Origin of the sequence: Ulvibacterium sp. (assembly GCF_965248315.1) — a bacterium.
Lineage (GTDB): Bacteria > Bacteroidota > Bacteroidia > Flavobacteriales > Flavobacteriaceae > Ulvibacterium.
Window position 1 is genome coordinate 4,096,965 of the sequence record NZ_CBDFIX010000002.1, and the last position, 13,924, is coordinate 4,110,888.

Here is a 13,924-nt window from a genome sequence, read left to right on the forward strand (position 1 = left end):
AAAGACTTGGAACACACAGGTGCCCACTGAAGCAAGATCAATTTTTCTTGGCAACTTTGGGTTCCCCATTAACTATGGTTTGATGTATCGTTGTTCAATATAGGTATATTTTTAAATTCCGCGATGACGCATCCCATCATTTTCATACTTGAAAATGTCGGAATCCCATTAGTTATTTCGGGCATTTTTAATGACTTTTATAATTTAATGAATGGAATACAATTGAAAAACCATATGCTAAAATTTCCGAAAGACTTTGTCTGGGGCTCTGCGACCTCTAGCCATCAAATAGAAGGAGGTGCCACTCAGGATGGCCGGTCCTGGAGTATCTGGGATGCACATTCCCATACCCCAGGTAGAACCAAGAAGGGCGATACCGCCGATGTTGCGTGCGACCATTATAACCGATACAAGGAGGATGTACAGCTCATGGCAGATATAGGGCTTAAGGCCTATCGGTTTTCCATATCATGGAGCAGGATACAGCCCGATGGGCAGGGCAGCATAAACCCTAAAGGTATTGCCTTTTACAACAATCTTATCGACGAGCTGCTTAAACACAATATAACGCCTTGGATTACCTTGTACCATTGGGATCTGCCCCTAGCGCTACAGACAGAAAAGGACGGTTGGCTCAATCCCAAAATTGCCGACTCCTTTACCCAATATGCCGGAATCTGTTTTGAACATTTTGGCGACCGTGTAAAAAACTGGATTACGCTCAATGAACCCTGGGTCGTTGCCATATTGGGACATGGTGAAGGTATTTTTGCTCCGGGCCGAAAGTCCAAGAACGAACCCTACCAAGTAGCCCATCAATTGCTTCGTGCCCATGGAAAGGCCGTACAATTGTACCGAAAGAAATATCAGACCATACAGAAGGGACAAATCGGGATTACCAATAACTGTGATTGGCGTGAACCGCTCACCAGTTCCGAAGCGGATAAGGATGCCGCCCAAAGGTCCTTGGAATTTTTTCTGGGATGGTTTGCCGACCCTATATATTTTGGGGATTACCCTCAGGTAATGAAAGATCGGGTCGGTGATAGGCTTCCAAAGTTTACCGAAGAGGATATCGCTTTAATCAAAGGGTCCTCGGATTTTTTTGGATTAAATCACTACACGGGCCTATATGCATCCGATGTGAATCCAGATGCAGATGTTCAAAATGAAGTTTATGGAAACGGCGGCATTTTTGAAGATCAATATGTGCAGCTCACCGCTGATCCAAAATGGGAAATGACCACCATGAAATGGGCCATCGTGCCTTGGGGTTGCCGTAAATTAATAGAGTGGGTCAGCGCTCGTTATGGAAACCCTCCCTTATACATCACAGAAAATGGATGTGCCTTGGATGACAAATTAAAAAATGGGGAAGTAAAAGATACCGTTCGCAAGGAATATATTGAGGGTTATCTGGCCGCTTGCCATAAGGCGCTGCAAAAAGGAGTGAACTTAAAAGGCTACTTCGTATGGTCCTTTATGGATAACTTTGAATGGGCACACGGCTACTCCAAACGTTTTGGTATCCACTATGTAAATTATGAAACCTTGGAACGCACCCCTAAACACTCAGCCCTTTGGTTCAAGCACGTAATAGCCGATAATGGTTTTGAATTATCTATACCCGATGTTAAAATATGATTATGTTTAAAAAGTCAATATTTCTTCATGCAGTAATTTTGTTTATAACCGTTAGTTGCAAAACGGATCAAAAAGAATCCGCGCCCCTAGCTAATTCCAAAAAACCTAACATTATCTTAATCATAGCGGACGATCAAGGCTGGGGCGATCTGAGTAGCAACGGCAATACCAACCTTAGCACTCCCCATATCGATGCACTTGCCAAAAATGGGGTCTCATTTAAAAATTTCTACGTACAACCCGTCTGCTCCCCCACTCGAGCCGAATTACTAACAGGTCGTTACTTTCCAAGATTAGGGGTATTCGATACCTCAGCAGGTGGGGAACGTATGAATCTAGGCGAGACCACTTTGGCAGAAATCCTAAAAAACGGTGGTTATGCCACCGCGGCTTATGGTAAATGGCATAATGGAATGCAACCGCCTTACCATCCCAATTCCCGTGGATTTGATGATTACTATGGATTTACCTCAGGGCACTGGGGCAACTACTTTAGCCCCATGCTGGAACACAATGGTGAAATTACCAAAGGTGAAGGCTTTTTGGTTGACGACCTTACCAATAAGGGATTGGAATTTATCACAAAACACCAAACCGAATCTTTTTTCCTATACCTACCTTATAATACCCCGCATAGCCCAATGCAGGTACCCGACTCCTATTGGGACCGATTTAAAAACAAAGACTTGGCCTTGACTTATCACGGGGAAGAAACCGAGGACTTGAATTTTACCAAGGCAGCCTTGGCCATGGTGGAGAACATAGATCATAATGTAGGTAGGATTACCCAAAAACTTCAAGAATTGGATTTGGAGGAAAACACCATAATTGTCTACATGACGGATAATGGGCCCAACGGATTCCGATGGAATGGAGGTATGCGTGGCAAAAAAGGGTGGGTGGACGAAGGCGGGGTACGAAGTCCGTTCTTTGTACAGTGGAAGGATTCATTACCTGCCGGAAAAGAGATTAACGAGATTGCCAGTGCTATCGATATTCTGCCCACATTGGCCAACATGGTCGGACTCGAATCAAAAACCGAACAACCTCTGGATGGTCGAGATCTTACCCCTTTATTATGGTCCAAAAACCCTAGTTGGCGGCCTCAATTGGTCTATAATCATTGGGCCGGAAAGACAAGTGTCCGTTCCCAAAAGTATCGTCTGGATAATGAAAATCGACTATACGATATGGAAAACGACCATGCACAGACCACGGATGTTTCCAAACAGCACCAAGAGGTTGCCGACTCCCTCATAAAGGCCAAAAACAAATGGTTGGCAGAGGTAAATCCCAAATTGCCCAAGGAAGAAGATCATCGCCCTTTGACCTTGGGAAGTCCCGATCATCGATTTACACAAATACCTGCCAGGGATGGGATACCTCATGGGAATATTAAACGTAGCAACCGATTCCCTAACAATACTTTTTTCACCAATTGGAGGAGTGAAAGAGATTCCATTACCTGGAATGTGGAAGTATTGTCGGATGGCGAATTTGACGTGACACTCTATTATACCTGTGCCGCAGAAAATACAGGTTCCACCATTGAACTCAGCCTGGGACATAGTAAAGTTTCGGCCAAAATTATGGAAGCCCATAACCCGCCCCTTACCGGAATGGAAAATGATCGTACCCCGCGAATGGAATCCTATGTCAAAGATTTTAAACCTATAAAATTGGGGACCATTGCCCTAAAAAAAGGTCAAGGTAACTTAACGCTAAAAGCTTTGGAAATTCCAGGGGATCAAGCTATTGATGTACGGCTTTTAATGTTCAGCAAATGATATAAAATGATAATCTTATTCTGGAATGACAATATATTCGTTAGCAGTTAATAGGTATTGCTCAAATTTAATTTTGCCATTGGTCTTATTAATTTCCAGTTTGATCCAGCCGACCAAAAAGTCTTCGTTCTCTTTTACCCGAATTCCGAGGTAGTAAGGGTTGGTATTGAATTCACTATTTATACTCCATTCATCCGGCCAAATCCCATCTGCTGCCTGCCTAATTTCTGTTATTGTTATTGGATTGGAATCGTCATTCCACTTAAAAGGTTCCCGAGGTACGCTCCAAATAGTATCCTCAGGTCTGTTGAAAAGAATTTGGGCAGGCAGATTCTCCCCAGACCTTACAAGAAGGGTACTTTCATTTAAAGCTTCTAAAGAGCCCAATATGAGCAGTCCACTTGCATCAACCCCATCCCAACTTCCCAAAACATAATCAATTTGGAAATCGTCTATCGAATCTGCATTGAGATCATAGTTGACAGCATCCGGCATCTCCGGATTGTTTTGCTCAGATCCTTCAACTTTTTGGATACCGTCACCATTGTCGTTTTTCCCGCAGCTTACAATTATTAAGGGTAGAAGTGAGAAAAGCAATACATACGCCTTTTTCATAGATCTGTTTATGCATTGGATTACGCTACTAAGATAACAGATTTACTTTTTGGTTGCGTTTTGCATTGTCTTTCCCAAAATTGTCCTGGTCCTAGATTTTTAGGTTTCTGTGCACTATTCCTGTTTTTGAAGTGTGTATTCCTTTTTTGAGGTGCCATTCCGGATTAATGCCATATACATAAGGCTATCCGCAGGGTTTTTCTCAAATTTTATCTTGTGCGGAAATTCGTCGATTAAAAAAGTGGAATCTCCAATATATATAAATTCCGTATACTCCTTTCCTAAAAGGGAAGGGACCATGCGGATTTTTTTATCCTTTGAAATAATTTCAATTTCTACATCGAACACGACATCCCGGTATTTCCCCGTGGCCCAACTTATGAAATCGTCGGGAACTTCCTGTTCATTTTTTCTATCCATTGGCAAATACCATCCATGGGCCTCGATAATACTGCTCCTAAACTTATCCAGCACGGGAATTCTAATCGCATTAGGACCGTTCCCAAAAAATGCAATGCCGTTACCTCCATCCATTGTTGCATAGATATGGCCTCCTATACCCGTGTTGGCCCCACCATGGGAAAACCATTCATAATTCCCAAAGCCATATCTTCTCTCCCAGCCCAAGCTCCATCCCCCCATAACCTTGGTTGTCACTATTTTTGTTACCCTTTGGGCGACATTGTGGGAAATCACCCTATTACCTTCATTTCGTAATGCATTTTGCATTTCAATTAAGAAGAGTGCCATTTCCGTAGGTGTAGACCACATTCCGGATGCGGATACCTGCGGGGTAATTGGAATACCGGTACGGATAGTTTTGCCATTTTCATCATGGGCCTTTGCCACATTGCTTAGAAACCCCGCTTCATCGGGCTGGCGCATCGTAGTATTTTTTAAACCCAAGGGCATAAATAGGTGTTCTTCGGCCAAATGGGCCAACGATTTTCCCAGATGGTCTTCTATTGCCATTTGAGCAATTACATACCCACCTCCACTGTACTTCCACCATGTACCCGGATCAAATACAAAATCGATTTCTGTATCGTATCCAGGAATTTGACCTTTTAAACTATGGACTATTGTTGGGATGGTGTCCCCTTCATAAAAATCCGCAAACCCGCCCTGTGTAGTACCTGCCGTATGACTTAGCAGATGCTCAAGGGTAAGAACGGTATCCTTCAAAAACGCACTGTCCGGAAGTTTCCATCTTTTTAGATAGCCGGACACCGGGGCTTTTAGATCAATCAAGCCCTTTTCCTCTAAAATAGCGCATAAGGTAGCCGTTATGGATTTTGAAATGGAAGCTGTTGAAAACGCCGTATTCTCATCAATTTTTTCATCCGTTCCTACTTCTTTTATCCCCCATGATTCTTTCCAAACTATTTTATAGTCTTCAAATACGGCCACACTCAATCCGATTAAACCGGATTCTTCCATGGCTTCCACAATAGAATAATACGTGGTATCATTCTTTAAAAGGTTATGAATGGCCCTTTCTTTTTTTTGTGTCGAAGCTTCTCCGGAATTATGGGATGTACATCCAAAAATCAATGCCAAAAGCATTAAAATAATTCGACGAAAATCCTTCATTATTCTGGCACCTAAGCAATTTGTGTCAACTTTCATCTATCAATGCCTCCATTGACCAATAGATAATCAACAACTCCCTTATGTCCATTCTTACGGGCCATTTTTAGAGCGGTGCGTACCCTGGGAGGATCGGTGGAGGTGTCCGTGCAAATTTTGTTTACATCGGCACCATTTTTTACCAGAAACTTAACCACTTCCAAGTGTCCTTGTTCAGAGGCGTTGATTAAGGGAGTCTCATCGCCCATAATTTCATAGTTCACGTTGGCCCCTTCGGTCACCAAATATTTTACAATTTCTAGATGCCCGCCTTTGGAAGCCATAATTAGTGGGTTTCCATCGCCTTTAACACCCCTTTCAATATCTGCGCCCATCTTTTGTAGTGTCTTTACCATAGCTAAATTTCCATTACTAGAGGCGTGGATGATAGCATTGCCATTGCCAGGGAAATCTTTATTCATATCTGCTCCCTTGTCCGCTAAAAGTTGTAGCAATTCCATATTATCGGCATCGGCGGCCAGCCATACAGGATGACCATCCGCCTGCGACCCAAGATTAGGATCGGCTCCGTTATTCAATAAAAATTTAGCAATTTCAAATTTTCCATGGATAACTGCGTTGGTTAACGCAGTGCCATCTCCCTTCACCAACTCATTTACATCCTCTCCTTGTTGTACCAGTGTTTTCACTTTTTCCAAATTCCCTTTTCTTACGGCTCGCAACAGCGCAGTTAAATCTCCGTACCCCACATCAACATTAACATCATGGTCAACATCAATAGCTAAGGAAACATCCGTTTGGGTCACTACGGAAACATCGGTTTGAGCTACTGCGGAAAATGGTTTGTTCAATGCCAAAAGTACAGTAAATAGTACAGGTACAACAAAGGTGTACTTCCAACAATTATACGGGTTAGATTTTCTTGTGTTCATCATAATGATTCGTTTTTTGATTAATGATTGATTATAATTTGATGTAATTGAAAGCGGTTCTTGGGTGGTTGCTATGTTCAAAAGGTTCATCTGATATTCTTGAGGAGGTATGTCCGAATTGCGCAACACATAACTATCGGTAAGGTATTCCAGATTTTTTTCTACGTCCTTTCGGAATAACCACACTATTGGATTGAACCAAAACACGATAGTAGCCATTTCGGCCAACAATAAATCAATAGAATGCCATTGATACACATGGACTTTCTCATGCGCCATTATCTGTTCATATTCTTTATAATCATGCTTCTTGGGATCGACAAATATGAAATTGAAAAAGGAACAAGGTTCAACAATACGGTCGGAATTAACGATTACGGCTTTACCTTCACGGATTGTATCAGCGTTCCTTCCCGTTTTTCGTAAAATCCCGAATACCTGGAAAATGAAATGTAACATTAGAACAAGAACTCCAAATCCATAGAACAATACTACCCAAAACCAAAACCCTTTCTTCATGTCCTTAGGTGTATTCTCATTTGCAAACTGTAGGCCAGTGTCTTGGATATTTGGGTTGGGCCTATGCACCCCTATAGTGGGCTTTTCATTTGTAACGATAGGGTCAATAGTGTTTTGGGCTTTTTCTACAAAGGAGTTCACCACCCCTTGATGGTTTACCAATTCTGGAAGTGCAATAAATGGAACTACCAAAGTCAGCATTAAAGATCCCAATAAATACAAGCGATTAAGACCAAAAAAGCTTTCCTTGGAAAGAAAGAGTTTATAGAATGCCCAAAGGACCAAGAGTACTAGCGATGCCTTTATCAAAAATACTATCATGACCGCTTGCTGTTTTTGGATTTGATAATACCTATCAGTTCCTCTATCTCTTGATCCGATAGATTTTCCTGTTTGGCAAAATGCGCCATCATTTTTGGCAACGAATTCCCAAAATATTTTTCCTTTATGCCCTTTATCTGCTCCTGCCGATAGACTTCCATGGGGATTACGGCGCTGTACCGATCCGTATTGCCCAACTTTTCGGATGTTAGAAAGCCTTTCTTCACTAAAATCTTTATCAACGTAGCAACGGTATTATAATGGGGTCTGGGCTCTTGGAGTTCCGCGACCACCTCACGGATAAAAGCATTTTCCAGACGCCATATCACTTGCATAATCTGATCTTCTTTTTCCGTAAGTTTTTTCATGATGGTAGTTTAACAAATCAAATCTACTAATTTTTTAGTAATTCTACTAATTTTTTAGTAGATTAAATTATGAGTTTTCTATTTCAGAGGGTTGAATAGAAATTAAGGGTTATATTCTAAAATCTCACTGTCCCTATATCCTATCCTTTCGGCTTTGGCCTCAAAAGATAGTGTCTTGGGCAATGGACTTGTATAAATACTCCAGATAGAGTCCTGGTCTTTTTTCCAGACAATGGTGGCGTCCGCCTTTTTGGCTATTAAACGAATACTATCGTTCCTTTCCTCCACTTCTAATGCACGCAACTGTAGTTGTTCCCCATCAGGCAGCCATTTGGAAATCAAATCCGTTTCGGGATATCGGCCTAAATCATTCGTCTCTTTCATCCAATCTTCAAGCACAGCTCTTAGATGGACCAGGGTATCTTTAAACTCAGGGTGGTCCACCAAGTTATTCAACTCATAGGGGTCATTTTGTAGATCATACAATTCCTCCTCGGGCTTTGGGGCCTTTAACCAAAGGGATTGCGCTTCATTTAGTTTGCCTTCCGCATACAATTTATTGAGCTCCTGCATTAGTGGCATTTGCTCCCGATAGGATACGGGTATGGCATGTGGTAACTCCGTGTTGAAACTTTTAATATACTTGTATCTCGCAGAACGTACCGCACGTAGCCTATCATACAGTTCATCAAAACGGTCTGAGGAATGAAAGGTGTATTGAGGTTTTTCCGTGACCTCAAATTCTCCAAATTGCGCCACCCCCTGCATCACCTTAGGTGGCTCTATACCCGCTAGGGAAAGTACGGTGGGAGCGAAATCAATAAAACTGATCAAACGATTATCGAAACTACCTGCGTTCTTATTTTTTGGAAATTTAACGACCAAAGGCACTTTAAGCCCGGTATCGTACAACGCACGCTTATGCCTCGGGAAAGGCCCACCATGATCACCGTAAAAGAAAATGATACTATTCTCATATAGCCCATCTTCTTTTAAATCTTGGATAATCTCCCCGACCTGATCATCCATACGCTTAAGGTTGCTGTAATTTACCGCGATATCATGACGAACAATATCGGTATCCGGAAAATAACGTGGAACGGAAACGGATTCGGGTGAAACAAATAGCGTACTGTCCCCCTTCTTCCAAATACCGGATTCATGGCAAACGGAGAAATTAAATACCGTAAAAAAAGGTTGTCCTTCTCTCCTTTTTCGCCAATGTCTTTCATTACTACTTTCGTCCCAGGCCGCATCGGTCTTTTCAAAATTGTAGTCTTCTTTGGGGCCATTGGCCGTATAGTATCCTTGTTTTCTCAAATACTCCGTAAACATCCGTGTGCCTTGGGGTACTATGGGGGAATAACTCGGGATACGTATGGTAGGTTCGTTGCCTTCCTGTTTCCACGGGGCATAGGTCCGCATGTTATGAGTTCCCAAAGTGGTCGGGTACATCCCTGTAATGATGGAACTACGGGCAGGAGCACAAACCGGCACCGGAGCAACTGCATTGGTAAAGGTAATTCCATCTTGTGCCAAGCTCTCCAGATTTGGGAGTGAAATGGTACTGTCCCCATACATGGCAAAGCGCTCTGGGGATTGGTCTTCAGCCACAAGCCAAACAATATTCGGCAGATTTTGCTTCTTTTCGTTTGTAATGTTTTTTTTCCTTTCTGTGCAGTTTAAAAGAAAAAGTGCGAGTAAAACTAGGGTTGAATATTTTTTCATTCTTTATAAAATTGATGCCAGACTAAAACTTGCCTTTAGCTTTTTAGTAAAAAGCCCTTCCCTTTTAAAAAGGAAAGGGCAAAAATCTGATATCCGTGATACGGTATTAGTTCTTCAAATCCTTTAAATAATCAAAACTTTCAGGTATTTGTTCTTCGGAACGGGAAGATTCGTCCTCAATGAAAATATAATCGATATCCATTTTTTTGGCTTCTTCGACGATGGCTTCAATATCAATTTGTCCCGTACCCAAAACCACATTGGTCTCTACATCTGATTTACCGTTCTGATTTCCTTTAACTCCCTTTTCACAGTCCTTAATGTGCATCAACTTGAATTCCTGAGGATACTTCCGCAACCACGCTATGGGATCCTCACCCGGATGCGCAAACCAATACACATCCATCTCAAAATCGAAATAATCGGAATTCTTGACCATATAATCCAATAACAATTCCCCTTCATACGGACGAAACTCATAACCATGGGGATGATAGGCCAGCGTAATGCCTTCTTCCTCTAACTTCTTCCCTGCCTTGTTGAAAACGTCCAGCGCCAATTTTGTTTCCTTGATGGTGAAAATGGTATCTTTATGTGGGATCCAAAAACAAACCGCGTATTTGGCCCCGTATTCCTTAGCTCTTTCGATTACCGTTTCGGGTGAATTTTGGAGTTCCTCAAAAGGTGCACTTACGCTGACTATTTTCAAGTCATTTTTAGCCAACATCGCCTTGTATTTTTCCATGGCATAACCATAGGTACCATCGTTTCCGTCCTCCAAATTATGAATACCCCAACTTTTGATCTTGGCAAAGGTACCGGACACATCCGTTGGGAACACATTGCGCAAACTGTAGATTTGCAACCCAATTTCCGGTTCATCCAAGCTCCTTAGATATTCAAGGCTAGGGGGCACCTGTTCCACCACCCTGGATGATTCGTCCTCAATGAACATATATTCAATACCCAGTTTTTTGGCTTCTGCCACGGTTCCCGCAATATCAACTTGACCCTGGCCTAAAATTACATTGGTTTCCACATCTTCATGTCCGGTATTGTTCCCTTCAATACCGTGCTCCATATCCTTTAAGTGCATTAAGGTGAACTTATCTGGATACTTTTTCATCAGTGCAAGGGGATCGGCACCGCCGTGGTGTGCCCAAAATACATCCAGTTCAAAAGTATAGTCCGTAGCATTTTGAGCCATATAATCAAACAAGGTACCATCCTTCCAAGGCCGAAACTCATAACCATGCGGATGATACGCCAATATTAATCCATGCTCTTTTAGTTTTTTTCCGGCCTCATTGAAAACTTTTGTAGCGTGCTCGGTTTCTTCCAAGTCCCATTTGTTATCGTCATGGGGTACCCAGGCACACATTACATATTTGGCATCGAAATTCTTAGCATTTTCTATAACCTTATCCACATTGTTCTCCAAATCCCCAAAGCCGGCTCCCACACTTACCACATCCAGATTGTTCTCTGCAAGCATTTTCTTAAAATCTTCCAAAGAAAGACCATAAGTGCCCCCTCCTTCAATCTTGGTTATCCCCCAACCTTTTATAATTTTCAAGGTCCCGGGAACATCTTCTTTAAATTGGTTCCGAAGGCTATACAGTTGCAAGCCTACTTCTTGGGCCGATACGGGAATAACAAAAGCCAATATCCCCACCAAAGTCAATACCTGTTTCATATTACATATCTCTTTAAATTTATGGAAATCCTTCCGAATCCTTTTTTACGGGATGGTGTCTTCTTCTGAATACGCAATATAACGAATCGTTACATGCAAAATCCACGCGTTGGGCAAGAAAAATGGGGCTTTGTTGTTATGTCAATAGATTGCCCTTATCGTCCCATTCAGCTAGTACACCACGTTTGCTTTGATCTACACATTTGGCTATCCATTCCGGGTCATAGGCCACGCCGTGCTGGTCCAGTACATCTTGGGGAACGCCGTCCCATACATTGGGCTGGTTTCCTTTATATCCTAAATCGGCTATGCCTACTTTTGAGGTATAGTATCCTGTCATGGTAAGTGCCCGCATCAAATGGAAAAATTGAATTTCAAGAGGTTGTTCATCCAAAGGAACTTCCATATCATGAAAGCAAATGGTATCCAAAATCTGTTTCTGTTGCTCCAAGGTGGCCGATTTGAATTCGGTACCGAATTCCGTATTGCTTTTATGATCCAGCCACATTAAACCGCCCAACAAGGTATTCTGCATTTCCGGAATATCCTTGCCCATAAATTCAATGAACTCGGGCACCTCTGCTTCTATGGGGCCACCATGCGGTTCCTTTGGCGGCAATATTACCGTACTCAAAACGGCTATGGTCTCCATCTCATGGTCATTGAACAACTGTTCTGCATTCAATTTTTCTATACGTTCCAGCTCTTCCGGTGTTCTACCAAAATATTTGGTGTCGCCCGCAGCCGGTATTTCTTCGGTTGCCGTATCACCTTCCGTGTTACAACCATGGAAGGCCAAAGCTGATGCGCCGGCCCCAAGAATAATGGTCTGTATACTTTTTCTTCTATCCATGCCTAAATATTTTGTTGTTTCAATTGCTCAATAATGTAATCACTCGCCCTCCATGACAAGGCCATAATCGTCCAAGTACAGTTTTTATCAGCTTGGGAAACAAACGGTCCTGCATCCACTATAAATACATTGTCCACATCATGCAATTGTTGGAATTTATTGGTAACGGAAGTCTTAGCATCATCACCCATCCTAGTGGTTCCCACTTCATGTATAATTTTCCCAGGTGCTTCCAAACCATAATTGCTTTCAGAACCAGGTTTATCACCTAAGGGTTCGCCTCCCATGTTGTGTATGATTTCCTCAAAAGTATCCTGCATATGCTTGGCCTGTTTTACCTCAAAATCGGACCATTTATAGTTGAATTTCAGCACCGGAATGCCAAACTGGTCCACTGTAGTAGGATCTATTTCACAGTAGTTTTCCTTTCTAGCAATGCCTTCTCCCCGGCCTGCCATACCAACCACTGAGCCATAGTATTTCTTAACATCCTTCCTAAGGCCCTCTCCGTAACCTCCTACCGGCAATCCAAAAAACTTATTGAATTCATTCGGGTTCATGGCAAATCCATAATTGGGCTGTCCCATACCGCCCCAAACTTCAATATGATAACCGCGAGGAAAGTCCAATTTGGAATTATCGCCCCACCACGGCGAATATACATGCATACCTCCCACCCCATCTTCATTATAGGATACTTTTCTGTTCATCAAAGCCGGAATAAAACCTCCGCGACTAGAGCCTGTGGAGTCATGTAAATATTTGCCTACAACATCACTGCTATTGCCAAGGCCATTAGGATGCTGTTTGCTTTTGCTATTCAAAAGTATACGGGCAGAACTACAGGCGGATGCCGCCAAAACAACTACCTTGCCCTTTAGCTTATATTCTTTTCTGTCATCTTTGCTAATATAAGATACCCCGGTTGCCTTGCCTTCTTCATTTGTAGTTACTTCACGCACCACGGAGTTTACAAAAATCTTCACCTTGCCTCCATTTTTCTGCGCCGGGAAAATTAAACAGCTGCCTGCCGAAAAATCAGCATAGACCGAACAGGAACGTCCACACTGTCCACAATAAAAACATACCCCGCGATCATTGTTAATTTTCTTAGTTAACATTGAAAGCCTCCCAGGAATAACGGGGACTCCACTTTTTTTGGCCCCTTCAATGTAAAAGAGTTCATGCAACCTAGGCTTGGGTGGTGGAAGAAAAAAACCATCGGGGTCATTCTCAAGACCTTCATTGGTGCCAAATACCCCGATCAGTTTATCCACTTTGTCATAATAGGGTTTAACATCTTCGTAACCAATGGGCCAGTCCTCACCATGCCCGTCCCGGGTCTTGCCCTTAAAATCCTTTGGTCCAAAACGCAATGAAATGCGTCCCCAATGATTGGTTCGGCCGCCTAGCATATGTGAACGAAACCAGTGAAATTCGGTGCCTTCCGTGTGGGTATAGGGCTCGCCTTCTATCTCCCATCCGCCATAGGCCATGTCCCATCCGCCGAAAGCCCTATCCGTTCCTGCACCTCTTCGTGGAGATTCATAAGGCCACTTCAACTGGGTCATGGTCTTTGGATCTGCCGGATCAAAAAATGGGCCAGCTTCAACGACCGCAACATTGAGTCCGGCATCTGCCAGCTGTTTAGTAGCCATTCCGCCACCTGCTCCCGAACCTACGATAATAACGTCATATACTTCGGAGGATTCTTTAATCTGCATCATGTAATTTATCTGATTGGTTTACGAATTAATTTTGTGTGGTATAAGTTACATCTTTTCTCCAAAGATGAAATAACGATTTCTGGTTTGAAAAAAAAATTGCAATAAAAGATAAAAAACGATAAAAAGTATTCATTAAATTTTGAT

Annotated in this window: 10 protein-coding genes; 2 read left to right on the forward strand and 8 right to left on the reverse strand. The window is 42.5% G+C overall.

Going from position 1 to position 13,924, the window contains the following annotated elements:
* The first annotated feature begins 234 nt into the window (after positions 1–234).
* Both ACP2AF_RS19160 and ACP2AF_RS19165 read left to right on the forward strand, forming a co-directional pair.
* Positions 235–1,644, forward strand: a complete 1,410-nt coding sequence (locus tag ACP2AF_RS19160; RefSeq protein WP_425237754.1) for a GH1 family beta-glucosidase — start codon at positions 235–237, stop codon at positions 1,642–1,644.
* Between the two features lie 2 nt (positions 1,645–1,646).
* Complete coding sequence (locus ACP2AF_RS19165) at positions 1,647–3,431, forward strand: arylsulfatase (protein ID WP_425237755.1); 1,785 nt, start codon at positions 1,647–1,649, stop codon at positions 3,429–3,431.
* 15 nt (positions 3,432–3,446) lie between these two features.
* Here ACP2AF_RS19165 and ACP2AF_RS19170 read toward each other — a convergent pair whose 3' ends face one another.
* The 8 genes from ACP2AF_RS19170 to ACP2AF_RS19205 form a co-directional block, all read right to left on the reverse strand.
* Entirely contained in the window at positions 3,447–4,046 is a 600-nt protein-coding gene (locus ACP2AF_RS19170; protein WP_425237756.1) for a hypothetical protein, read from the reverse strand.
* A 114-nt stretch (positions 4,047–4,160) separates the two neighbouring features.
* Positions 4,161–5,639 (reverse strand): serine hydrolase domain-containing protein, encoded by a 1,479-nt coding sequence (locus ACP2AF_RS19175; protein WP_425237757.1) that lies wholly within the window; start codon positions 5,637–5,639, stop codon positions 4,161–4,163.
* A gap of 32 nt (positions 5,640–5,671) precedes the next feature.
* Positions 5,672–7,408: an ankyrin repeat domain-containing protein gene (locus ACP2AF_RS19180; RefSeq protein ID WP_425237758.1), complete on the reverse strand. Its 1,737-nt coding sequence runs from the start codon at positions 7,406–7,408 to the stop codon at positions 5,672–5,674.
* The gene (locus tag ACP2AF_RS19185; protein ID WP_425237759.1) at positions 7,405–7,776 is read right to left on the reverse strand and encodes a BlaI/MecI/CopY family transcriptional regulator; all 372 of its coding nucleotides are present in this window, start codon (positions 7,774–7,776) and stop codon (positions 7,405–7,407) included. Before ACP2AF_RS19185 ends, ACP2AF_RS19180 begins: the two co-directional genes overlap by 4 nt.
* A gap of 102 nt (positions 7,777–7,878) precedes the next feature.
* A complete protein-coding gene (locus ACP2AF_RS19190) occupies positions 7,879–9,504 on the reverse strand; it encodes a sulfatase family protein (RefSeq protein ID WP_425237760.1) in 1,626 nt (541 codons plus the stop codon).
* A 106-nt stretch (positions 9,505–9,610) separates the two neighbouring features.
* Positions 9,611–11,200, reverse strand: coding sequence for a sugar phosphate isomerase/epimerase family protein (locus ACP2AF_RS19195; protein ID WP_425237761.1), 1,590 nt, complete (start codon positions 11,198–11,200; stop codon positions 9,611–9,613).
* A gap of 136 nt (positions 11,201–11,336) precedes the next feature.
* On the reverse strand, positions 11,337–12,053 hold the full coding sequence (locus ACP2AF_RS19200) for a gluconate 2-dehydrogenase subunit 3 family protein (protein WP_425237762.1): 717 nt from the start codon (positions 12,051–12,053) through the stop codon (positions 11,337–11,339).
* Between the two features lie 2 nt (positions 12,054–12,055).
* Complete coding sequence (locus ACP2AF_RS19205) at positions 12,056–13,777, reverse strand: GMC family oxidoreductase (RefSeq protein WP_425238047.1); 1,722 nt, start codon at positions 13,775–13,777, stop codon at positions 12,056–12,058.
* Positions 13,778–13,924: the final 147 nt, after the last annotated feature.

Coding starts and splice junctions, on each gene's coding strand:
- ACP2AF_RS19190 (WP_425237760.1), bottom strand. CDS start 9,504: ATGAAAAAATATTCAACCCTAGTTTTACTCGCACTTTTTCTTTTAAAC.
- ACP2AF_RS19170 (WP_425237756.1), bottom strand. CDS start 4,046: ATGAAAAAGGCGTATGTATTGCTTTTCTCACTTCTACCCTTAATAATT.
- ACP2AF_RS19165 (WP_425237755.1), top strand. CDS start 1,647: ATGTTTAAAAAGTCAATATTTCTTCATGCAGTAATTTTGTTTATAACC.
- ACP2AF_RS19195 (WP_425237761.1), bottom strand. CDS start 11,200: ATGAAACAGGTATTGACTTTGGTGGGGATATTGGCTTTTGTTATTCCC.
- ACP2AF_RS19175 (WP_425237757.1), bottom strand. CDS start 5,639: ATGAAGGATTTTCGTCGAATTATTTTAATGCTTTTGGCATTGATTTTT.
- ACP2AF_RS19200 (WP_425237762.1), bottom strand. CDS start 12,053: ATGGATAGAAGAAAAAGTATACAGACCATTATTCTTGGGGCCGGCGCA.
- ACP2AF_RS19185 (WP_425237759.1), bottom strand. CDS start 7,776: ATGAAAAAACTTACGGAAAAAGAAGATCAGATTATGCAAGTGATATGG.
- ACP2AF_RS19160 (WP_425237754.1), top strand. CDS start 235: ATGCTAAAATTTCCGAAAGACTTTGTCTGGGGCTCTGCGACCTCTAGC.
- ACP2AF_RS19180 (WP_425237758.1), bottom strand. CDS start 7,408: ATGATAGTATTTTTGATAAAGGCATCGCTAGTACTCTTGGTCCTTTGG.
- ACP2AF_RS19205 (WP_425238047.1), bottom strand. CDS start 13,777: ATGCAGATTAAAGAATCCTCCGAAGTATATGACGTTATTATCGTAGGT.